The following is a 21,461-nucleotide window of genomic DNA, read 5'->3' on the forward strand; positions in this document are numbered from 1 at the left end:
CCATGGCGCGACTCGCCCAGACCGCCGGTCTGACCGACATCCAGCAGGAGATCCTCTCCACCGTCCGCGACTTCGTGGACAAGGAGATCATTCCGGTCGCCACCGAGCTGGAGCACCGCGACGAGTACCCGCAGCAGATCGTCGACGGCCTCAAGGAACTGGGCCTGTTCGGCCTGATGATCCCGGAGGAGTACGGCGGCCTGGGCGAGTCCCTGCTCACGTACGCGCTGTGCGTGGAGGAGATCGCCCGCGGCTGGATGTCGGTGTCCGGCATCATCAACACGCACTTCATCGTGGCGTACATGCTCAAGCAGCACGGCACGCAGGAGCAGAAGGACCACTTCCTGCCGCGGATGGCGCTGGGCGAGGTGCGCGGCGCGTTCTCGATGTCGGAGCCGGGTCTCGGCTCGGACGTCTCGGCGATCACGTCGAAGGCGGTCAAGGACGGCGACGAGTACGTCCTGAACGGTCAGAAGATGTGGCTGACGAACGGTGGCTCGTCGACCCTGGTGGCCGTCCTCGTGCGAAGTGACGAAGGACACCCCGAGGGCACCGCGCCCCACAAGTCGATGACGACGTTCCTGGTGGAGAAGGAGCCCGGCTTCGGCGAGGTCCGTCCCGGTCTGACCATTCCCGGGAAGATCGACAAGATGGGCTACAAGGGCGTCGACACGACCGAGCTCATCATGGACGGACTGCGCATTCCGGCCAATCGTGTACTCGGCGGGACGACCGGCCGAGGGTTTTACCAAATGATGGACGGAGTCGAGGTCGGGCGCGTCAACGTCGCGGCCCGTGGCTGCGGTGTCGCCCAGCGTGCCTTCGAGCTGGGTGTCTCCTATGCCCAGCAGCGTCACACTTTCGGCAAGGCGATCGCCCAGCACCAGGCCATCCAGTTCAAGCTGGCCGAGATGGCTACCAAGGTCGAGGCGGCCCATGCCATGATGGTGAACGCGGCACGCAAAAAGGACTCCGGGGAACGAAACGACCTCGAAGCAGGGATGGCGAAGTACCTCGCCTCCGAGTACTGCAAGGAGGTCGTGGAGGATGCGTTCCGGATCCACGGCGGCTACGGCTTCTCCAAGGAGTACGAGATCGAGCGCCTCTACCGCGAGGCCCCGATGCTGCTGATCGGTGAAGGCACCGCCGAAATCCAGAAAATGATCATCGGGCGCAGGTTGCTCGAAGAGTATCGACTCCAGGGCTAGATGTCGTGATTCGGGGTGTTTTCTTCGCGAAGAAGATCACACCCCGTCAACACTCTTCGGCCGCCGACTCGGCTTCCTGGCTTGCCCAGTTGCGGCCCGCGACCGGTACGATCGCCGGAAAGCCGCCGTCCCCCGTTCCAGCGCGGCATCATCCGCTACGAAGGTCATCCATGCCCCACAGCCAAACCTCTGCACAACGCGGCCGGGTCCGCCTCGCGCGCGGAGCATCGCCGTGGCTCCTCCCGACCGTGGCCACCGCAGCACTCAGCCTGGCCCGCGCGCGCCGCTCCGGCGCCGCCAAGGCCGTGGCCGTACCCGCCACCGCGCTCGCGGCCGGCATGCTGTGGTTCTTCCGCGACCCCGAGCGCGAGATCACCCAGGGCCGCGTCATCTCGCCCGCCGACGGTGTGGTGCAGAGCATCATGCCGTGGAAGGACGGGCGCACCCGCGTCGCGATCTTCATGAGCCCGCTCAACGTCCACGTCAACCGCGCGCCGCTCTCCGGCACGGTGACGTCGGTCGAGCACATCCCCGGCGGGTTCGTTCCGGCGTTCAACAAGGAGAGCGAGAACAACGAACGCGTCGTCTGGCACTTCGACACCGAGCTCGGTGACATCGAGATGATCCAGATCGCCGGCGCGGTGGCCCGTCGCATCGTCCCCTACATCCCTCAGGGCACCAAGGTGGAGCAGGGCGACCGGATCGGCCTGATCCGCTTCGGCTCGCGCGTCGACATCTACCTCCCCGAAGGTGTCGAGGTCGATGTGGAGGTCGGTCAGAAGACCGTGGCTGGGGTGACTCGAATTGACCGTGATTGATCCTGAGACACAGGCCGGCTGGGTGCCGGAGGCCGAGGACGTGGACGACGAGGAGGAGATGCCGCTCTCGCTCCGCCTCTCAATAGCGGACACCCTCACCCTCGGCAACGCCACGTGCGGCTTCATGGCGGTGTACTTCACCACCACCGGCATCCTGATCCCGCACCTCACGGGCAGCCAGGAGACGGGCATGGCGCGCCACAGCGCCGCCACGGCCGTCATCCTCATGCTGTGCGCCGCGGTCTTCGACCTCTTCGACGGTCTGGTCGCCCGCAAGCTGCGCTCCTCCCCCATGGGCGCGGAACTGGACAACCTGTCCGACCTGATCAGCTTCGGACTCGCGCCGGCGTACTTCGTGCTCGTCTACGGCATGGTCGCGGACGACGCGCACCAGCGGGTGGCGGCGGTGGGAGCCATCGTGGTCCTGCTGGCGGTCGTCCTCCGCCTCGCGCGGTTCTCCTGCGTCACGGTCAAGGACGGCACCTTCCAGGGCATGCCCTCGCCGTTCGGCGCGCTGACCGTCGTCTCCATCGTGCTGCTGGAGCTGCCGTTCGTCGCCACGCTCATGGCGATCATCGGCACCGCCTGGCTGATGGTGAGCCGGGTCGAGTACCCGAAGCCGCGGGGCCGCCTCGCGGTCGCGATGCTCTCCTGGATCGTGCTCAGCATGGGTCTCCTGGCGGCCTGGGCGTTCGACGCCCCGAGCGGCCAGCTGCTCCTTCAGACGGGCTGCGCGCTGCAGCTGGTCATGGGTGCGGTCATCCCGCTCTTCGCCACGGCCCGGAGGGTGAACAACTTCCGGGACAACCGTCGCGAGGCACGCGCGACGCAGCTGCCGTAACACCCCGTACGTCGCCGAAGGGCCCCGAACCGGATGGTTCGGGGCCCTTCGCGTGCGTGGGGCGGGGTGTCACGAGCCGGGCGTGTAGCCCTCCGCCGCGGACGAGGCCTCGGCCTCGCGGACCACCTTCATGCCGCCCACCGCGCTCTTGTCGGGCCGCAGGATCACGCTCTGCTTGGAGGACGCCGACTTCGGGTCGCTGAAGTCCTGCGTGATGCCGAAGCCCGGGTCGAAGGCGTCGATGGTCAGCAGGGCCTTGTCGACGCCCTCACGGGTGAGGTCCTTGGCCGCACACGCCTTCTTCAGGGCCTCGCCGAACGCGGCGGCGGCGGTCCAGCCCGCCACCACGCCGTTGTCGAGGGAGTCCTTCGGGTAGGCGGCCTTGTAGTCCTCGACGAGCTTCTTGGCCTGGGGCGTGTCGGCCCCGATCGGCAGCGACGGCGAGGCCACGTAGTAGTTCGCCGTCAGGGCGGGACCCGCCTGGGTGGCGAGCAGCTGCGGGGCGAAGGCCGAGTTGTTGCCGATGATCGGTACCGGGAACTTGCCTGCCGCCGCGACACCGACCAGGGAGGCCGCCTGCCGCGGGCCGGCGCTGATCACGATGGCCTTCACCTTCGCCTGCTTCAGCGCCGCGACCTGTCCGGTCATGTCGTTGTCCGTCGGTTTGATCTTCTGCTCGACGACCTGGAGCCCCGCCTTCTTCGCCATGTACTTGGAGCCGGCCAGCGCGTTCTCGCCGTAGTCGCCCTCGAAGTACACGTGGCCGATCTTGTCGCCCTTCTTGAGGCCCTTCTCCTTCATCAGGAAGTCGATGGCGTTGATGGTCTCGATGTCGTAGGTGGAGCCGATGACGCGGATGTACGGGCTGCCGAGCAGGTGGGCGGACCAGGCCTGCGGCAGGACCAGCCCCTTGTCCTGGCCGTCGATGCGCTGCTTGACCGCGGCGACGAACGGCGAGCCGATGAACTGCGTGAAGCCGAGCACCTTGGGCGCCAGCTCGGTGTACCCGGAGACGGCCTTCTGCGGGTCGTAGCCGTGGTCGCGGACCGTGAGGGAGAGCTTGTAGCCGCAGACCCCGCCGCTCGCGTTCACCTGCTTCACATAGAGCTGCTGCGCCTGGGTGACGCTCTTGCCGAGGGTCGCGTACACCCCGGTCATGTCGGTGAGCACGCCGAGCGAGATCGTCTTCCCGGAGATCCCGGCACCGGTCTTCACGCCGCCCGCCGACTGCTTGTCTCCGTCGCCGTCCTTGGCCTTGGAGCTGCAGCCGGCCAGCACGAGCAGTGCCGCCAGCGCCCCGGCGGCCACCCTGGCCGTATGTGTCGTTCTCATCGTTCCTCCCCTGGAGTGGCCCCTGAACCGGGACTGACGCGGCGCCGGGCGGCCAGCCTGACCAGGCCGCCCGGCAGGAAGAGCACCACCGCCACGACGGCGGCGCCGTACAGGTACCGGGCTGCCTCGCCCGGTGCGATTCCGCCCGTCCCGGGGTCCGAGACAAGGGGCAGCGCATCGCTGTAGCGGGTCAGCAGCTGCGGCAGCAGCGAGACGAAGACGGCCCCGACCACCGCCCCGGCCACCGATCCGAGCCCGCCGATGACGATCATGGCGAGATAGTCGAGCGAGAGCGTGATCCCGAAGTAGTCGGGCACGGTCCGCTGGAAGACCAGGGCGAGCAGGACCCCCGCCAGACCCGCGTACATCGACGACAGGACGAAGACGGCGGCGCGGTAGCGGGCGACCGGCACCCCCATCACGCCGGCGGCGATCCGGTGGTCGCGGATCGCGTTCATGGCGCGGCCGGGCCGGCCGCGCAGCACCCCGCGGGCGAAGAGGGCGCAGCCCAGCAGCAGCACCAGCCCCGCGTACCAGAGCTTCTCGGCGGAGCCGAACGGCACGGCGGCGACGACGACCTCCCGGTCGTCGAAGGTGAGGCCGAACAGGCTGAGCGGGGGTACGTCGCGGCCGTTGAAGCCGCCCGTCAGGTCGCGCGCGTTGAACAGCACGTGCTGGCCGATGAAGATCAGCGCCAGTGTGGCGATGCCGAGGTAGGCGCCGCGCAGCCGGCCCGCGATCGGGCTGAACAGGCCTCCTGCGACACCCGCGACCAGTACGGCCAGCACGGCCGCCAGCCAGCTCGGCAGTCCCAGACCGGTCAGCCCGTCGCCCCCGTCGGCGGCGAACACGCAGTACCCGTAGGCGCCGACCGCGAGGAAGAAGGCATGGCCCATGGAGAGCTGCCCGGTCGCGCCGGTGAGGAGATTGAGGCCGATCGCGCCGATGGCCGCGGCCATCGCGAACAGCCCGGACTGGAGCCAGAAGCGGTCGAGATAGAAGGGCAGCGCCAGCAGCAGGACCGCACCGGCCACCTGTACCCAGGTCCGGACACCGGGCAGCCGGAGGGTGCGGTGACGGGCGGGCCGGGTGGTGCCGGTGGCCTCGTCACGGGCGAGGACGTCAGACACGGGCGAGCTCCTTGGTGCCGAACAGCCCGGCGGGCCGGATGAGCAGGATCGCGACCATGACCAGGTAGGGCGCGAGGTCGCCGAGGCCGCGTCCGAGGAAGGTGAGGTCGCTCTGGTAGCCGGTGGCGAGGGACTCGGTGATGCCGACGAGCAGCCCGCCGACCAGCGCGCCCGTCGTCGAGTCGAGGCCGCCGAGGATCGCCGCGGGGAAGGCCTTCAGCGCGGCGAGGGAGGTGGCGCGTTCCAGTCCCGGAGTGGGGAAGACCGTCAGGAACAGCGCGGCGACGGCGGCGAGACCTCCGGCCACCGCCCACGCGCCGAGCGACACCCGGCCCAGCCGCACACCCATCAGTGCCGCGGTCTCCGGGCTCTCCGCCGCCGCGCGCATCGCCACACCCCAGGACGTGTACCGGAAGACCAGCAGGAAGGCCGTGATGAGCAGGGCGGCGGCGACGAACGCGGCGATCCGTGTGTGGGCGAGCGAGACCGGCCCGACGGTGAGCACGGAGTCGCCCCACGGGTCGCCGAGCGCCAGCACGTCCGTGCCGATGCGCCGGGTCAGCTCGGTGGTGAGCAGGATGTCGACGCCGATCGTGACGATGGCGAGGACGCTGTGGTCGGAGCCCCGGTAACGGCGCATCACCAGGAACTCCACGGCGGCCCCCACCGCCGCGGCGCCGGCGATGCCGGCGAGGAGAGCGGGCCAGAAGCCGATGTCGTCGTGGAGGGTCGCGGTGACGTATCCGCCGGCGAGGAGCAGCGAGGCGTGGGCGAAGTTCACGACCTCGGTGGCCCGGAAGATGACGACGAATCCGAGGGCGATGAGTGCGTAGACGGAGCCCAGCGAAATGCCGTTGAGCAGGAGTTCGGCGAAGGTGCTCATGAGGTGCTCTCCTCCTCGTCGGCGCGCTCGCCCAGATAGGCGCGCACCACCGCCGGATCGTTCTGTACGTCCTCGGGTGCGCCGTCGGCGATCCGGCGCCCGAAGTCGAGTACGGTCACCGCGTCCGCGAGCCGCATCACCACCCCCATGTCGTGTTCCACCAGCAGGATCGAGATGCCGAGGCTGTCGCGGACCCCCGCGACGACCGCGGCGGTGCGGCGCCGTTCGTCGGCGGTCATGCCGGCGACGGGTTCGTCCAGGAGCAGGATCCGGGGCTCCATGCACAGCGCCCGGGCGAGTTCGGCGAGCTTCTGCTGCCCGTACGGCAGTGATCCGGCGGGCCGGTCGAGGCAGTCCTCCAGGCCCACGAACGCGGCGATCTCGCGGACACGTTCGCGGTGCCGCCGTTCCTCGCGCGCCGCCGCGGGCAGCCGCAGCCCCGCGGCGAGGAAACCGGTACGGGTCAGCCGGTGGCGGCCGAGCAGCAGGGAGTCCTCGACGGTGGCGTGCGGCGGCAGGGCGAGATTCTGGAAGATCCGGGCCACGCCCAGCCCCGCGATGCGGTGGGGCGGCAGACCGGTGAGCTCGTGGTCGCCGAAGCGGACGCTGCCGGACGCGGGCCGGCAGACACCGGAGAGCACGTTGAAGCACGTGGACTTCCCGGCGCCGTTGGGACCGATGAGGGCGTGCACGGTCCCCGGTCGCACGGTGAAGCCGACCGCGTCCAGCGCGGTCAGCCCGGCGAACCGGACGGTGACGTCCCTGACGTGCAACGGGGGGACGTCGGCGATCGTGCCGTGCACGGGTGCGGGGGCTTCGGCCGCGTCGCCCGGCACGGCGACGCCGGAGGAGGACCGGTCCTTGGCGGGGCCCGGTGTTGCGGCTGTTTCAGGTGTTTCCACTGGTGCTGTTCACCCCTTCCAGCGGGACAGGGCCGGCAGGCCGCCCGCTCGGGACACGTCGGCCGCCGCGTCCTCGTCGGTCACGCCCAGATACCGGCGGCGCACCTCGTCCGAGGCGGCGAGCGTGTCCGCGGGGCCGGACAGCGTCACCTCCCCCACCTCCAGGACGTAGGCGCGGGACGCCAGCCGCAGGGCGAGGGCGGCGTTCTGCTCGACGAGCAGGACGGAGGTGCCCTGTTCGTTGATCTCCCGCACGGTGTCCGCGATCCGCGCGGCCATCAGCGGGGCGAGCCCGAGCGACGGCTCGTCGAGGAGCAGCACCTTCGGGGAGCCCATGAGCGCCCGGCCGACCGCGAGCATCTGCTGCTCGCCGCCCGACAGCAGTCCCGCCCGCTGCTGGGCCCGGTCGGCGAGGACGGGGAAGAGGTCGTGCACACGGCGCAGGGCGCGGGCCCGCTCCGCCCGGCCGCCCGAGCCGCCGAGCGCGCCGGCCCGCAGATTGTCCGCGACCGTCATGCGGGCGAACACCCGCCGTCCCTCCGGGACTTGGGACACGCCGACGGCCACCACGCGTTCCGGCGGCAGCCGGTCCAGTGGGCGCCCGCCCAGCGAGACGGTGCCGCCGGTCACCGCTCCCCCGTGGAAGGAGAGGGTCCGGCACACCGCCCGCAACAGCGTCGACTTTCCCGCGCCGTTGCTGCCGAGGACCGCCACCACGGCGCCTTCGGGCACCTCCAACGACACCTGGCGCAACGCGCGCACGGGTCCGTATCCGACCGACAGATCCCGCACGAGCAGAGCGGATCCGCCCATGGCACCTCCCTTTCCTCGCTCGGTGTGGCGCTCACCTCAGCACCGGCGGGGACGCCCGTCCACGGGGTGCGGACGAAACGCGGCGGGAGCCCAGAGGTGACGTCGGCCGGTTGTGCGCGCGCACAACACCGCGTGTCAGGGGCCTGTCCGGCAGGGTGCCGCGGTGGCATCCTCCGGCCATGGGACGGCGCAGACCGCGGACCGGTCATGACTGGAAACTGCTCGAGGAGTCCTGTACGGCGCTGCTGGAGCGACTGCCCGAGCTCGTCGACGAGCACCTGCGTCAGCTGGCCGAGCACTCACCGGTCTACGGGCAGGTGCTGCCGTACGACCAGCAGTGGCAGGAGGCGGAGACGGCGATGCGCATCGGCATCCAGACGATCTCGGCACCGCGGGACTCCCCGCGCCGCGATCTGGAGCACGCCGAGGACGCGGGGCGCCGCCGCGCCCGGCAGGGACTGCCTCTGGAACTCCTGGTCCACGCCTACCGTGCCGCGGGCTATCTCGTGTGGGACGCACTGCTGGAGGGCGCCGCGGGCCGGGAGCCGGAACGGCTCGCGGTGCTGATGCGGTCCGCGACGATGGTGTGGGCGGCCGTGGACGCGCAGGCCGCCATCGCCTCCGAGGCCTACCTCGCGACCGAGAAGGAGCTGCGGCGCCGCACCGACGAGCAGTTGCAGGCCCTGCTCGACGCCCTGCTCGAAGGCAAGGAGGCGCCCGGGCTGGCGGCGCGCGCCGCCGCGGGGCTCGACCTGCCGGAACAGGGGCCGTACGCCGTGGTGGTGCTGCGCCCCGACCGCCGCGACGGACGCGACGCGTTCCCCCGGCCCATGCGGGGAGCGGGGCTGCGATTCATCTGGCGGATGCGGACGGACTGCGAGGTCGGTGTGGTCGCGCTGGGCCCGGGGCAGGGCCTGGACGCCGTGGCGCAGCTGCTGGACGGACGCCGTGCGGGGCCGGGCGGCATCAGTCCGGTGGTCTCGGGCCTCGCCGAGCTGGGCCGGGCCCGGCGGATGGCCGAGCTGGCGTTACGCACCTGTCCGCCGGACGCGACACATGTCGTACGCCTCGACCGGCGGATGCCGACGGCGCTGGTGGTGAGCCAGCCGGAGCTGGCGGGGCAGCTCGTGTCGGACGTGTTCGGCGAGCTGCTGACGCTGGACCCGGCGGACCGGGCGGTGCTGCTGGAGACGCTCGACGTGTGGCTGGCCTGCGAAGGCTCCGCGGGCCGGGCGGCAGGGCAGCTGTACTGCCACCGCAACACGGTCTTCAACCGGCTGCGGCGGCTGGAACAGCTGACGTCGAGATCCCTGGCCCGGCCCCGGGACCTGATCGAGATGACGCTGGCGCTGGACGCGTACCGGCTGGCCGGGGGCGGGGCGGCGGCCTGAGGCGGCACGGGTGCCTCCGGGCGGGGCGAGCACCGCCCTCGGACCACGGACCGCCCGGCCCGGCAGCGGCACCGGGCCCGGCAGCGGGCCCGTCACCTCGGCAGGGCCCCGCCGCACCTCGGCCCGCGAAGCCCGGCCGCCGCCCAGCCCGCAGAGCCCGGCCGCCGCTCGAGCTCGGAAAGCCCGGCGGCAGCTCAGCCGGAGAGTCCGGCCGCCCTGGAGACGGGACCAGGACGGGAAGGATCCGGCCGCGCCCCCGTCACGGCTTCTCAGCCGAGGAAGTCCCGCCCGATGTTCTCCGCGACCCGCTCCAGGATGGGGCCGGCGTCCGCGATGCACTTCGCGACGTCGGGCTCGACCTCCGTCAGCGGGTACGCCCGCCTGATGCCGGCCTGTCCGAGCGCCTCGGGAGGAAGGGCGAGGCGCCCGCAGACCGCGACGACCTCCTTGCCCGCCGCGCGTGCGGCGGCGGCGACGCCGGCCGGGGCCTTGCCGTGCAGCGTCTGCTCGTCGAGCGAGCCCTCACCGGTGACGACGAGGTCGGCGCGGTCGAGCGCCGGGGCGAAGCCCAGGACGTCGAGCATGACCTCGATACCGGGACGGAAGCGGGCCCCGAGGACGAGCGCCCCGTACCCGATGCCGCCCGCCGCACCGGCGCCGGGTGCCGCCGCGTACTCGGCGGCCCGGGCACCGATCGACTTCTCCAGGACCCTGGCGAAGTGGGCGAGCGCGGCGTCGAGGGTGGCCACGTCGTCGGGGCTCGCACCCTTCTGGGGGCCGTAGACGGCCGGGGCGCCCTTGGGACCCGTCAGCGGGTTGTCCACGTCACTGGCGAGCACGAAGTCGACCGAGGACAGCCGGGCGTCCAGCGCGGAGAGGTCCGCGCTCGCCACGCCGCGCAGCGCCGCACCGCCGGGTGCCACCGGCTCGCCGTCCGCGTCCAGGAAGCGCGCGCCCAGCGCGGCCAGCATGCCCGCGCCGCCGTCCGTCGTGGCGCTGCCGCCGACGCCGAACACGATGGTGCGCGCACCGGCGTCCAGCGCGGCGCGCAGCAGCTCGCCCGAGCCGTACGTCGACGCGGTGAGCGGCGCGAAGACCCCGGCGGGCAGCCGCTGCAGCCCGCTCGCCTCGGCCATCTCGACCACGGCGGTGTCTTCGCGCAGCGCGTACGCAGCGGTCACCTCGTCGCCGAGCGGCCCCGCGACGCGCAGCTCGCGCCGCTCGAACCCGGCGGCGACCGCCGCGTCCACGGTCCCGTCGCCTCCGTCGGCCACGGGCAGCGCCTCGACCTCGGCGCGCGGCGCGACCCGGCGCAGTCCGGCCGTCACCCGTTCCGCGACCTGCACGGCCGTCAGCGATCCCTTGAACTTGTCCGCGGCGATGAGCACACGCGGGGTCCGATTCACTGCAGCGTCCGCCACCTTGCATTCCCCTTGCTTTCCGGGCCTTGCTCACGTCAAGGCAGTCGCGCCGCTGCGACCTTAACCGCAGGAAGCCCCCGCCGTCATGCCCCGCCCACCTGCCGGAACCGTCCCGCTCCGTGGACCGCGACGGTCCGATCCGTGGATCACGGCGGCACGTCCCCGTCCGCGCCGCGAGGGTCCGGCACCCGGCGGCGTCCGGCGGCCCGGGGCGTGCGGCGCGGTGAAGCGGTCCGGTGCCCGCGGGCACCAGCCTTGCCGAACACCGCGCGCGGCCGCCCGTAATTGGGTAAACCGGAGCTATGACCCCTGTGGGCACTGAGCTCGCGGACCGCGTCCTCGGGGGCTGGCTGGGCCGGATCGCGGGCAACATGCTCGGCAAGCCGGTCGAGCAGGGCGACCACTGGACGCGGGATCGCATCGACCGCTATCTGCGGCAGGCCGCGGCCCTGCCGCTCACCGACTACCTCCCCGAGCCGGCCGATGACGGCACCGGCGAGGAGTTCGCGCTGCGACCGGAGTGGCGGAGTTGCGTGCGCGGCCGTATCCACGGCAGCTGCCGTGACGACGACGTGGACTACGCGATCCTCGGGCTGGACCTGCTGGAGACCCACGGGTTCTCCTTCAGCACCGAGCAGGTGGGCGACCTGTGGCTGCTGCGGCTGCCGTATCTGCAGACGTTCACGGCGGAGCGCGCCGCGTACCGCAATCTCGCGAACGGTCTGAAACCGCCGCTGACGGCCACCTACGACAATCCGTACCAGGAGTGGATCGGGGCGCTCATCCGCGCGGACGTCTACGGCTGGACCTGCCCGGGCCTGCCGCGCCGCGCCGCCGCTCTGGCCCGCCGGGACGCCGTCCTGTCGCACACCGGCAACGGCGTGTACGGGGCGATGTGGGCGGCCGCGCTGGTCTCGGCGGCGTTCACGGCACCGACCGTGCGGCACGCACTGGACACGGCGCTGACGGTGATCCCCGCGAGCAGCCGCCTCGCCCGCACGGTGCGCCGGGTGCTGACGCTCCACGAGACCCGGATGACCTGGGAGGACACGCTCAGCACGGTCGCCGAGGAGACCGCGGGCCTCGGCTGGATCCACACCGTCCCGAATGCCGCGGTCCTCACGGCGGGGCTGCTCTACGGCGACGGGGACTTCACCCGCACCATCACGCTGACCGTCCGCGGCGGCCTGGACACCGACTCGAACGGCGCGACGGCGGGCTCGGTCGCCGGGGTCCTGTGCGGGGCGGACGCGGTTCCGGAGCAGTGGAAGGACCCTCTGGAGGACACCGTGCGCAGTGCGGTGTTCGGCTTCGACGGGGTGCGGATCAGTGAGCTCGCGTCCCGCACGGTCGCTCTCGCCGAGGCCGGGAACGGTTCCTGAGCCCCTGGGCCCCTGAGCCCCCGGGCCGGTGGGCCGGTGGCCGAACTCACGCGGCTGAGGCCGCACTTCGCGCAGGTGAGTCCGGGGGCGGGTGCCACAGGCTGGTTACCCTTCGGGCATGACCACTCCGGACTTCGCCACGTACATCGCGGGTCTGCCCCGCATCCTCGCCGGGGCAGCCGCCCTGTTCCGCGACGCCGAGGGGCGGGTGCTGCTCGTCGAACCGAACTACCGGGAGGGTTGGGCCCTGCCGGGCGGCACCGTCGAGTCGGACGACGGGGAGACCCCGCGGCAGGGCGCGCGCCGGGAGACCGCCGAGGAGATCGGCCTGGACGTCACCCTGGGCCGGCTGCTCGCGGTCGACTGGGTGCACGGCACGGCGCGGCCCCCGCTGGTGGCCTATCTGTACGACGGCGGCGTCCTCGACGAGAACACGCTCAAGTCGATCCGCCTCCAGGAGGAGGAACTGCTGTCCTGGCGCCTGGTACCGCGCGAGGAGCTGGCCGACCACCTGCCGGGTGCCCTGGGCCGACGGGTCCTGGCCGCCCTCGACGTCCTGACGGACGGCGGGGGCACGGTGGAGCTGGAGAACGGCCACCGGGTGGGCTGACCTCCGGCGCCCGGCCTCACCCAGCCGCGGTGGCTGCCTGTCTCTCGGCGCACTCACCGTCCGGAGCGTGCGCCTCGTGCTGCGTCGGACACACCCGCATCAATGTGACATGACCGGATCGACGACGGACGGGCGACCCGCGAGATGGGCCCGAAGGTGCGCCCGAACGGCTGCACGTTGGGGCCAACTGGTGTGCGTGGTCCGAAGATTGACCCATCAGTACGCACGAGTTAGACCAATCTATGGAAAAAGGGCCGCGTTTCGCCGGGGCACACCGCGTGACCGGCCGCTGAGGGTCCAACCTCGCACTCGGATTCGGGACATCACCCGAACCTGATGAGGCAAGGAGCACCCTGATGAGTCCTGAGTACAGGACGACTTCGCTTCTCGGGCCGCTGGCGCGAGACAGATTCAAGAAGGCCGGAATGGTGGCCTCCCTCGCTCTGGTCATGGCGACCAGCGTGGTGAGCCCCGCCGCCGCTTCGGCACGGGCCGTGAGCGACCACACCACTGCGATGAGCCGTTTCGGCGGCGACAAGTGCGACGAGTCGAAGCCCAGCAAGACGAAGTCCGTCCTGCCGTACGGCGAAGACGGCAAGGACAAGTGCAAGGGCGCGACCGGTGCGACCGGCGCCACGGGTGCGACCGGCGCGACCGGTGACACGGGCGCGACCGGCGGCACCGGAGCCACCGGCGACACGGGCGCGACCGGCGGCACCGGAGCCACCGGCGACACGGGCGCGACCGGCGGCACCGGAGCCACCGGCGACACGGGCGCCACTGGCGGCACCGGAGCCACCGGCAACACCGGCGGGACGGGTGCCACCGGCGGCACGGGCGCGACCGGCGGCACGGGCGCCACGGGAGCGACGGGGCCGTGCTCCGACATCGACGCCTTCCAGGGCCAGGGCAACTTCGAGCTCCGGGCCGCCCTGACCGGCGGAATCTTCTACGCTGGCATCCGTGACCCTTCATCGACGGGGAACATCCGCTGGACCGACCTCAGCGGCAACGATGGGTACCCGCAGGGTGGCACGGACACCCAGGGCCGTCCCATCGGCTTCCCCTGTGGGGCCGCGGTCGCCGAGCACCAGACGTCTGAAGGCGTCAAGTTCGAGACCATCACGGACACGGGACGGGTCTACGAGATCACGTGTGACGAGAGCGGTGGCAACCCGCAGGCCCTGGAGTGCGAAGACGCGACCTGGTCTCAGGTGACCTTCCAGCCGGTCGCCGGCGCCAACGACGGCGGGGCCCCGGCTGGGTGATCTGTAGATAGAGCGCAAAAGGGGTGTCCGACGGGCAGACCGCCGGACACCCCTTGCGACTTTCGCGGCCTGTATCCACAAGAGGACGCAGTGGCGGCAGAGCGGCTGCCCCTCCACCACAAGCCCGCCCCGGGAGACCGAGTCCTGGGGCGGGCCCCAGTCTCACCAGGCGTGGCGGCTAGCGCTTGTCCCTGCGTACGAGCAGGGACACGGTCATCCCCGTCACCGGCTGAGTCGCGGACAGTTTGTACTGGCTCTGCAGAACGCTCGCCTGCACCGGGTTGATGGCCATGAAGGGGAAGTCGGTGCCCTGCGTCAGCAGCCAGATACGGGGCTCGCCCTTGAGGCACTGGACCGGGGCGGAGCACTCGACCGCGTAGAGGTCGTTGATCTCGGTGGGGGTCTTGGCCAGGAATACGTCACGCAGCTTCAGGTCGCGGGGCAGGTAGTACTGGACTCCGCCGTCGAGCTGCCAGGTGTTCGCACGGTCGAAGGCGACGGCGTCTCCGGGCTGGTACTGCCGCTTGATCACGTCGGCCGCCGCCGCGTAGTCGAGGGTCACCGGGGCGTCATGCTCGAACGGTCCCCGCATCTGCTTCTGGTCGGACAGGGTGAGGACGGCCAGCGCCACGACGAGGGCCGCGATGGCTTTCGGGGAGCGGGAGGCCGCGGCGAGGCCGGCGCCGGCGAGGAGCGCCCAGGCCGGGAGGGTGAAGAGGACGTAGACGTTGCGGAAGTAGGAGACCTCGCCGTGGGAGCCGAGCCAGACGAGGACGGGGGGCAGAAGGGCCCAGGTACCGCACAGGAACAGGGGGGCCTTGCGCGGCGAGCGGGCCAGCAGGGCAAGGGCGATCAGTGCTCCGGCGCCCAGGGCGGAGGCGAAGACGTCACGCAGCATGGAGAGCAGTGCCCACGCGTCGGGCTCCGGGACCCAGTACAGCTGGCGATGGGCCTGGGAACGGCCGAGCAGGACGACCGGGGTGACACAGCCGGCGGCGACCAGGAGGGCGAGGGCGGACTTCCACCACAGGGAGCGGTTCTGTCGCGCCTGGGCCGCGAGCACGCAGGCATGGGCCACCACGACGGACAGTGCGATCAGGTGGAGGAGTCCGACGACGGCCAGCGTGAGTGAGTAGGCGGCCCATCGCCAGGGGCTGCGAGGGTTGTCCAGCGCACGGAGCAGCAGAAGCGTCGCCAGGGAGACCACGAAAATCACCAGAGCGTAGCTCCGGGCCTCCTGGCCATAGCGACTCACGGCCGGCACGAGCGCGAAGAGAATTCCGGCGAGAATTCCGGCACGATACCCGAAGAGCCGGTGTCCGATCAGACTCACGACGGACGCGGCTCCGGCCACGGCCAATACAGTGGGGAGTCGCAGGGAAATGACGGAATCCCCGAAGAGCCCCACCCACAGGTGCATCAGCAGATAATACGTGCCGTGCACGGCGTCGACGTTTTGGAGAGTAGCGAGGATCTGGCCGGTGCTGCGGTTCACCATGTCCCGGGTGACCAGTTCGTCGCGACCCAGCAGAGAGTCGGCCATGCCATGGCCGACCAGGGCGAACGTGAGGGCGAACGGCCAGAGCCACAGCCACGCCCGGCGGCTTCTGGACTCGGCGGCCTCGACGCTTTGATCTTCTTCGCGCGGAAGGGGGAGCGGCGCGGTGATTACCATGAAAATCTCCCATGCCCGACAGCAGGAACTGCTCACTTATACAGAGGCACGGGCGGCCGGGATGACAGGCAGCTCGAGCCACCACCTATATGGGCGCCAAACCTCCAGTCGCGGTCCTTGCATGGGGTTTCATAATTCACTAAAGTCACCGACTGATCCTTTTCATCACAGAAAAGAAAAAGTCATGAAAACGGTCTGCCTCAATATGATCGTCAAGAATGAGGCGCATGTGATCCGACGCTGCCTCGAATCCGTGCGCCCTCTTGTCGACTCCTGGGTGATCCTCGACACGGGCTCGACCGACGGCACCCAGGACGTCGTCCGCGAAGCCCTGGCCGACCTGCCCGGGGCGCTGTACGAGAGCCCTTGGAAGGGCTTCGACCTGAGCCGCAGCGAAGCGATCGGTCTGGCACGGGACCGTGCGGACTATCTCCTGTTCATCGACGCCGACGACGTGATGGAGACCGTTCCCGACTTCACGATGCCCGACCTTTCCCACGACTGCTACGACTTCGAGGTACGCCACGGTTCCCTCGTCCACTGGCGCGCGACGATGGTGTCGACTCGCCTCCCCTGGCGGTACGTGGGGGTGCTGCACGAGTACCTGGAGTGCGACACCCGCTTCGACCGGGCGACCTTCGAAGGCGCCCGCATGGTCATCATGGGCGGTGGCGGGCGCCTCCAGGGCAGCCAGCGGGAGAAGTACCTCCGCGATGCCGCGGTCCTCAAGGGCGGGCTCGCCAAGGAGCCGGACAACACCCGGTACCAGTTCTACCTCGCCCAGAGCTGGCGCGACGCAGGTGAGCCCGCGAAGGCGCTCGCCGCGTACGACCGGCGCGCCGGCATGGGCGGCTTCGCCGAGGAGGCGTTCTGTGCCCGGCTCTACGCGGCCCGGCTCGCGGTGGATCTCAAGCGCCGGTGGCCCGAGCTCATCTCCCGCTTCCTGGAGGCCCACGAGTCCCGGCCCACCCGGGTCGAACCGCTCGGCGAGCTCGCGCGCCTGTGCCGCGTGAAGGAAGAGCGCTGGCCGCTCGCGTACACGTTCGCACGACGTGCGGTCGAGATCCCGCAGCCGCGGGACATCCTGTTCGTCGAGCACGGCTGGTACGAGTGGCGTTCGCTGGACGAGCTGGCGGTGTCGTCGTACTGGATGGGCGAGTACCGCGAATCGCTGGAGTGCTGCGAGAAGCTGCTGGACGGCGGGAAGCTGCCCGAGGAGCATCGTCCGCGCATCGTCGCGAACCGGGACTTCGCGCTGGGGAAACTGCGCCTGGGCGCCGGGCCGGGCGCACGGACACTCGTCGGTGGATGAAGTTCGTTCCGTGCGGGTCGAACGGATATCCGTTCGACCCGCTCCCCGGCCGGACCTACCCTCGGTCCCATGAACAGGCCCCTCGTCGCCATTCTGAGCGGCGCCGGTATCAGCACGGACTCCGGAATCCCCGACTATCGCGGTCCTCAGGGGCTGTGGCGGCGGGATCCCGAGGCCGAGAAGCTCGTCACCTACGAGTACTACATGGGTGATCCGGAGATCCGGCGCCGCTCGTGGCAGATGCGGCGTGGGAACCGGGCGCTGGAGGCCGAGCCGAACGCGGCGCACCGGGCGGTGGCCGAGCTGGAGCGGTCCGGGGTGCCGGTGCGGGTGATCACGCAGAACGTGGACGGGCTGCACCAGCTGGCGGGTATGCCGGCGCGCAAGGTGCTCGAACTGCACGGCACCGCGCGGGCCGTGGTGTGCACCGAGTGCCACGCGCGGGCGCCGATGGAGGACGCTCTCGCGCGCGTCGAGGCCGGCGAGGACGACCCGCCGTGCCTGGAGTGCGGCGGCGTCCTCAAGTCGGCGACCGTCATGTTCGGCGAGCGCCTCGATCCGGTCGTCCTCGGCGAGGCGGTCGCGATCACCAAGGCCTGTCAGGTGTTCATCGCGGTCGGGAGCACCCTCCAGGTGCAGCCGGCCGCCGGGCTCGCGGGGATCGCCGCCGATCACGGGGCGCGGCTGATCATCGTCAACGCCGAGCAGACGCCGTACGACGACCTCGCCGACGAGGTCGTACGGGAACCGATCGGCACGGCGCTGCCCGAGCTGCTGCGGGGGCTGGGGAGCTAGGGGGGTCGTTCGGGAGGAGGCCGATCAGAACGACACCCCCCGGCCGACCCTCAGAAGAGGGCTCCTCCGCTCTCGAAGTCGAGCAGTCGCTTCTTGCGGTCCAGGCCGCCGCCGTATCCGGTGAGGCTGCCGTCGGCACCGACGACACGGTGGCAGGGCACGATGATGCCGATGGGGTTCTTGCCGTTGGCGAGGCCCACCGCGCGGGAGGCGCCGGGACTGCCGAGGGCGTCGGCGAGGTCGCCGTACGAGCGGGTCTCGCCGTAGGGGATGCGGCGCAGCTGGTCCCACACACTGCACTGGAACGGCGTTCCCCGCAGGCTCAGTTCGAGGGTGAACTCCTTCAACTCTCCCCCGAAGTAGGCCTCCAGCTGTTCGGCCGCCTCGTCGAAGAGCGAGTCGTCGCGGTCGCCGAAGGTCTCGTCCGGCGGACGGTGGCGCTGGCCCACCATGTAGAGGTTGGACAGGACACCGTCCGTGGCGACGAGGGTCAGGGGTCCGTACGGGCTGTCGAGCACTGTGTGCCGTTTCGCTGTCATGTCGCGGAAGGTCCTTGGTCGTTGATCCTTGGTCCGGTGGTCACACGGGGAGGAAGTTGATCGGGTGGCCGTCCGTCGCCCACAGGTACTGGACGGCGTACGCCCGCCACGGCCGCCAGGCCGCCGCGCGGGCGGTGAGCGCCGCGGGCGTGGAGGGCAGGCCGAGCTCCTGTGCGGCGCGACGGATGCCGAGGTCGGTGGGCAGGAACGCGTCGGGGTCGCCGAGTGCCCGCATCGCGATGACGTCGACCGTCCAGGGGCCGAAACCCGGCAGGGCGAGCAGCCGGGCCCGGCTCTCCTCCCAGTCGCTCTCGACGCCCAAGTGGAGCGTCTTGTCAGCGAGTTGGGTCACCAGCGTGGTGAAGGTGGTCCGTCGGGTGCGGGGCATGGCCAGCGACTCGGGGTCGACGGCGGCGAGCGCGTCGGGCGTCGGGAAGAGATGGGTGAGACCGCCCTCCGGGTCGTCGACGGGGTCGCCGTGCGCGGTGACCAGGCGGGCCGCGTGGGTGCGGGCGGCGGCCGTGGAGACCTGCTGGCCCAGCACGGCGCGTACGGCGAACTCCGCCTCGTCGACCGTGCGCGGCACCCGCCGGCCGGGCGCCTTGTCGACGAGCGGGGCGAGCAGCGGGTCGGCGCGCAGCCGGTCGTCGACGGCGACCGGGTCGGCGTCGAGGTCGAGCATGCGGCGGCAGCGGCTGATCGCGACGGGCAGGTCGCGCAGGTCGCTGAGGGTGAGCCGGCACCCGATGTGGTCCGGCATCGGCGTCAGCGCGGCGATCCCGTGTCCGTACGGGAGCCGCAGGGTCCGCCGGTACGCCCCGTCGCGCCACTCCTCCACGCCGGGAACGGCGGTCGCGGCGAGGTGGCCGAAGAGGTTGTCGGGATTGAGCGGGGCACGGAAGGGGAGCCGGAGACTGAGCACGCCCGGTGTGGCGCCGGCGCCGTTCTTCGGCCGGCGGGCGCGCAGTTCGCTCGGGGAGAGCGCGAAGACCTCGCGCACGGTGTCGTTGAAGGTACGGATCGACGAGAAGCCCGCCGCGAAGGCGATCTCCGCCATCGGCAGGGGGGTGGTCTCGATGAGCAGCCGGGCGGTCTGGGCGCGCTGGGCCCGCGCGAGGGCGAGGGGTCCGGCGCCCAGCTCGGCGAGGAGCTGCCGTTCGATCTGGCGGGTGCTGTAGCCGAGCCGGCCGGCGAGGCCGGGGACGCCCTCGCGGTCGACGACGCCGTCACCGATCAGGCGCACCGCGCGGGCGACGACGTCGGCGCGCTGGTTCCAGGCGGGAGAGCCTGGGCTGGTGTCGGGCCGGCATCGCTTGCAGGCCCGGAACCCGGCCTGCTGGCAGGCGGCGGCGCTCGGGTAGAAGGTCATGTTCTGCGGCTTCGGCGGTACGGCCGGGCAGCTGGGCCGGCAGTAGATCCGCGTCGTCAGCACCGCGGTGAAGAACCATCCGTCGAAACGCGCGTCCTTCGACTGGACGGCACGCACGCAGCGCTCGATGTCGGTGTGCATTCCGTTCCGCATGTCTCCAGCATCGGGCACCGGCGAGGGCCGGGCTGGCGAAAATGCGACATGTACGTCGGCCTGCCTGCGGGCGCCCGGACCGCACCGCTCACCGGTGCCACGCGGACGCGCGCAGGAACGTAGCCCGACCAGGCGGTCCGTCACGTCGAGCACCTGCGGCCCGGCCTCAGCGACACGGCCGATCGACGTCCCGCCGGGCGGACACGGGTGGGGTCAGCGGACCGCTTCGCCCTGGGCCACCTCGACCTGGTGGTGGAAGGCGAGCACCCCGGCCGCCGAGGCGCCGGCCGACACACAGGCGCAGGCGACCACGAGCAGGGCCAGCCAGCAGGCGGCGCGGGAGCGGCGCCGCGGAGCGGCGAGGAGGGCGGCGACGCGCCGGGGCACGGGGCCCGTGGTGACCGCGGGGGCGAAATCGGGGCGGTCCGAGCGGGCCGCCTGCGTGGCCAGCGCGGCACGGGCGATGGCGCGCGCGGTCAGCTTCCGGTCCCCCACCACGGCGGCGGCGGCCTCGTCGGCGGCGCGCTCCGCGGCGAGCGCGACGGCCGCACGGACCGGGCGCAGACCTGGGTGGCAGTGCGCGGCGAGCTCGGCCGCGAGGAGGAAGCGGTGGTGACCGTAGTGGTTGTGGGCGCGTTCGTGGGCGAAGAGCACCTCGCGTTCGCCGGGGGCGAGGCTGCGGAGCATCGCGGTGGTGACGACGATGCGGTGCGGGCGGCCCGGCAGGGCGTAGGCGTCCGGGTGCGGTGAGTCGACGACGCACAGGTCGCCCGCGGCGGGGCGGCGGTCGGCCTGGGTCCGGGCCACCCGGAAGGCCCGGAGCTGGCGCGCCGCGGAGCGGGCGAGGGTCCAGGCGCCGACGGTGAGCACGCCGGTGGCGCCCGCGGCGGCGGGCAGGACGACCAGGTCGGACGCGGTACGCAGCGGATGGACGAGTTCGCCGAGGCTCGCGAGGACCGGCACCTTGAGCAGGCCGTTGAGGACGAGGGCGCCGAGCGCCGCCACGGAAGCGCCGGCCAGCACGAGGACCGCGCAGGTCAGCGTCCACAGCGCGGTCACCGGAGCGAGCCGGTCGAGACAGCGGCGGGCCAGCGGCGGCAGCGCGAAGGGCAGCAGCAGCGGGAGGAAGAGCAGGGCCGTCATCGTCCACCCGATTCCGGCAGCAGGCACTCCCCGCCGGGCTCCGCCGGGCCGTGCGCGGCCGTCCCCTGGGAGTCGTCGGACTCCAGCAGGTCGCGCAGGAGGCGTTCGTCGTCGGGGCTGAGCTGGGCGACGAACCGGGCGAGGGCGGTCCCCCGGTCGTCGTCCCGGTCCAGTTCGGTGTGCATGCGCCGGGCGGTCAGGCCGTGCGGGTCCTGGACGGGGAAGTACGCGTAGCCGCGGCCCTGGCGCTCACGGCCGACGATGCCCTTCTCGTGCAGCCGGGACAGGATCGTCGTCACCGTCGTCCGGGCGAGGCCGGAGTCCAGCTCCGCCTGGACGCGCCCGGGCGTCAGGGGTGCGCTCGCCGCCCAGAGGGCGGCCAGTACGCCGGCCTCGAGCTCGCCCGCCGGCCGGCGTTCGTCCTTCGCACTGCTCATGGGCACGATCCTCATCCCGTCATCGTCTACAGTCCAGTA

Annotated in this window: 19 protein-coding genes and 1 pseudogene; 9 read left to right on the forward strand and 11 right to left on the reverse strand. The window is 71.6% G+C overall.

Translation table 11 applies throughout. The features are described 5' to 3' along the window. Window positions 1-2: 2 nt before the first annotated feature. The 3 genes from ABEB03_RS17470 (at window position 3) to pssA (ending at window position 2,867) form a co-directional block, all read left to right on the forward strand. Window positions 3-1,208: an acyl-CoA dehydrogenase family protein gene (locus ABEB03_RS17470; RefSeq protein ID WP_028801874.1), complete on the forward strand. Its 1,206-nt coding sequence runs from the start codon at window positions 3-5 to the stop codon at window positions 1,206-1,208. Between the two features lie 170 nt (window positions 1,209-1,378). Beyond that, complete coding sequence (locus tag ABEB03_RS17475) at window positions 1,379-2,026, forward strand: phosphatidylserine decarboxylase (protein ID WP_345649240.1); 648 nt, start codon at window positions 1,379-1,381, stop codon at window positions 2,024-2,026. Window positions 2,027-2,048: 22 nt separating this feature from the next. After that, window positions 2,049-2,867: a CDP-diacylglycerol--serine O-phosphatidyltransferase gene (gene pssA / locus ABEB03_RS17480; protein ID WP_345649548.1), complete on the forward strand. Its 819-nt coding sequence runs from the start codon at window positions 2,049-2,051 to the stop codon at window positions 2,865-2,867. Window positions 2,868-2,936: 69 nt separating this feature from the next. On the opposite strand, the gene ABEB03_RS17485 is transcribed toward pssA, so the two are convergent. The 5 genes from ABEB03_RS17485 to ABEB03_RS17505 form a co-directional block, all read right to left on the reverse strand. Continuing rightward, window positions 2,937-4,199 carry an ABC transporter substrate-binding protein gene (locus ABEB03_RS17485; RefSeq protein WP_345649243.1) on the reverse strand — a complete coding sequence of 421 codons (1,263 nt, stop codon included), beginning with the start codon at window positions 4,197-4,199 and terminating at the stop codon, window positions 2,937-2,939. Next, a complete protein-coding gene (locus ABEB03_RS17490) occupies window positions 4,196-5,329 on the reverse strand; it encodes a branched-chain amino acid ABC transporter permease (RefSeq protein ID WP_425589256.1) in 1,134 nt (377 codons plus the stop codon). The genes ABEB03_RS17485 and ABEB03_RS17490 overlap by 4 nt, the downstream gene beginning before the upstream one ends. Beyond that, window positions 5,322-6,212: a branched-chain amino acid ABC transporter permease gene (locus ABEB03_RS17495; RefSeq protein ID WP_345649246.1), complete on the reverse strand. Its 891-nt coding sequence runs from the start codon at window positions 6,210-6,212 to the stop codon at window positions 5,322-5,324. The genes ABEB03_RS17490 and ABEB03_RS17495 overlap by 8 nt, the downstream gene beginning before the upstream one ends. Further along, window positions 6,209-7,015, reverse strand: a complete 807-nt coding sequence (locus ABEB03_RS17500) for an ABC transporter ATP-binding protein (RefSeq protein ID WP_345649554.1) — start codon at window positions 7,013-7,015, stop codon at window positions 6,209-6,211. Before ABEB03_RS17500 ends, ABEB03_RS17495 begins: the two co-directional genes overlap by 4 nt. A 108-nt stretch (window positions 7,016-7,123) precedes the next feature. Then, the gene (locus ABEB03_RS17505; RefSeq protein ID WP_345649249.1) at window positions 7,124-7,927 is read right to left on the reverse strand and encodes an ABC transporter ATP-binding protein; all 804 of its coding nucleotides are present in this window, start codon (window positions 7,925-7,927) and stop codon (window positions 7,124-7,126) included. Between the two features lie 179 nt (window positions 7,928-8,106). Here ABEB03_RS17505 and ABEB03_RS17510 point away from each other — a divergent pair, with 179 nt between their 5' ends. Beyond that, the gene (locus ABEB03_RS17510) at window positions 8,107-9,318 is read left to right on the forward strand and encodes a PucR family transcriptional regulator (RefSeq protein ID WP_345649252.1); all 1,212 of its coding nucleotides are present in this window, start codon (window positions 8,107-8,109) and stop codon (window positions 9,316-9,318) included. Between the two features lie 269 nt (window positions 9,319-9,587). On the opposite strand, the gene ABEB03_RS17515 is transcribed toward ABEB03_RS17510, so the two are convergent. After that, window positions 9,588-10,706 carry a glycerate kinase gene (locus tag ABEB03_RS17515; protein WP_345649557.1) on the reverse strand — a complete coding sequence of 373 codons (1,119 nt, stop codon included), beginning with the start codon at window positions 10,704-10,706 and terminating at the stop codon, window positions 9,588-9,590. A gap of 335 nt (window positions 10,707-11,041) precedes the next feature. Here ABEB03_RS17515 and ABEB03_RS17520 point away from each other — a divergent pair, with 335 nt between their 5' ends. The 3 genes from ABEB03_RS17520 (at window position 11,042) to ABEB03_RS17530 (ending at window position 13,999) form a co-directional block, all read left to right on the forward strand. After that, window positions 11,042-12,121 carry an ADP-ribosylglycohydrolase family protein gene (locus tag ABEB03_RS17520; protein ID WP_345649255.1) on the forward strand — a complete coding sequence of 360 codons (1,080 nt, stop codon included), beginning with the start codon at window positions 11,042-11,044 and terminating at the stop codon, window positions 12,119-12,121. A 118-nt stretch (window positions 12,122-12,239) separates the two neighbouring features. Next, entirely contained in the window at window positions 12,240-12,731 is a 492-nt protein-coding gene (locus ABEB03_RS17525) for an NUDIX hydrolase (RefSeq protein ID WP_345649257.1), read from the forward strand. 356 nt (window positions 12,732-13,087) lie between these two features. Beyond that, window positions 13,088-13,999 (forward strand): hypothetical protein, encoded by a 912-nt coding sequence (locus tag ABEB03_RS17530; protein ID WP_345649259.1) that lies wholly within the window; start codon window positions 13,088-13,090, stop codon window positions 13,997-13,999. 178 nt (window positions 14,000-14,177) lie between these two features. Here the strand turns inward: ABEB03_RS17530 and ABEB03_RS17535 are convergent, their stop codons facing one another. Next, a complete protein-coding gene (locus ABEB03_RS17535) occupies window positions 14,178-15,674 on the reverse strand; it encodes a glycosyltransferase family 39 protein (protein ID WP_345649261.1) in 1,497 nt (498 codons plus the stop codon). 205 nt (window positions 15,675-15,879) lie between these two features. On the opposite strand from ABEB03_RS17535, the gene ABEB03_RS17540 reads away from it, so the two are divergent. Together ABEB03_RS17540 and ABEB03_RS17545 are read left to right on the forward strand one after the other, a co-directional pair. After that, entirely contained in the window at window positions 15,880-16,986 is a 1,107-nt protein-coding gene (locus ABEB03_RS17540) for a tetratricopeptide repeat-containing glycosyltransferase (protein ID WP_345649265.1), read from the forward strand. 69 nt (window positions 16,987-17,055) lie between these two features. After that, complete coding sequence (locus ABEB03_RS17545; RefSeq protein ID WP_345649269.1) at window positions 17,056-17,781, forward strand: SIR2 family NAD-dependent protein deacylase; 726 nt, start codon at window positions 17,056-17,058, stop codon at window positions 17,779-17,781. A 50-nt stretch (window positions 17,782-17,831) separates the two neighbouring features. Here ABEB03_RS17545 and ABEB03_RS17550 read toward each other — a convergent pair whose 3' ends face one another. From ABEB03_RS17550 to ABEB03_RS17565, 4 genes and pseudogenes are all read right to left on the reverse strand, one after another. Then, window positions 17,832-18,320 (reverse strand): methylated-DNA--[protein]-cysteine S-methyltransferase, encoded by a 489-nt coding sequence (locus tag ABEB03_RS17550; RefSeq protein ID WP_345649272.1) that lies wholly within the window; start codon window positions 18,318-18,320, stop codon window positions 17,832-17,834. A gap of 40 nt (window positions 18,321-18,360) precedes the next feature. Then, window positions 18,361-19,842 carry an AlkA N-terminal domain-containing protein gene (locus ABEB03_RS17555; protein ID WP_345649275.1) on the reverse strand — a complete coding sequence of 494 codons (1,482 nt, stop codon included), beginning with the start codon at window positions 19,840-19,842 and terminating at the stop codon, window positions 18,361-18,363. Between the two features lie 213 nt (window positions 19,843-20,055). Beyond that, on the reverse strand, window positions 20,056-20,985 hold the full coding sequence (locus tag ABEB03_RS17560; RefSeq protein WP_345649560.1) for a M48 family metalloprotease: 930 nt from the start codon (window positions 20,983-20,985) through the stop codon (window positions 20,056-20,058). A gap of 71 nt (window positions 20,986-21,056) precedes the next feature. After that, window positions 21,057-21,422, reverse strand: a pseudogene (locus ABEB03_RS17565) (BlaI/MecI/CopY family transcriptional regulator); the annotation flags it as partial. Window positions 21,423-21,461: the final 39 nt, after the last annotated feature.

The sequence above is a fragment of the Streptomyces siamensis genome, from assembly GCF_039543605.1.
Taxonomy (GTDB): Bacteria; Actinomycetota; Actinomycetes; order Streptomycetales; family Streptomycetaceae; genus Streptomyces; species Streptomyces siamensis.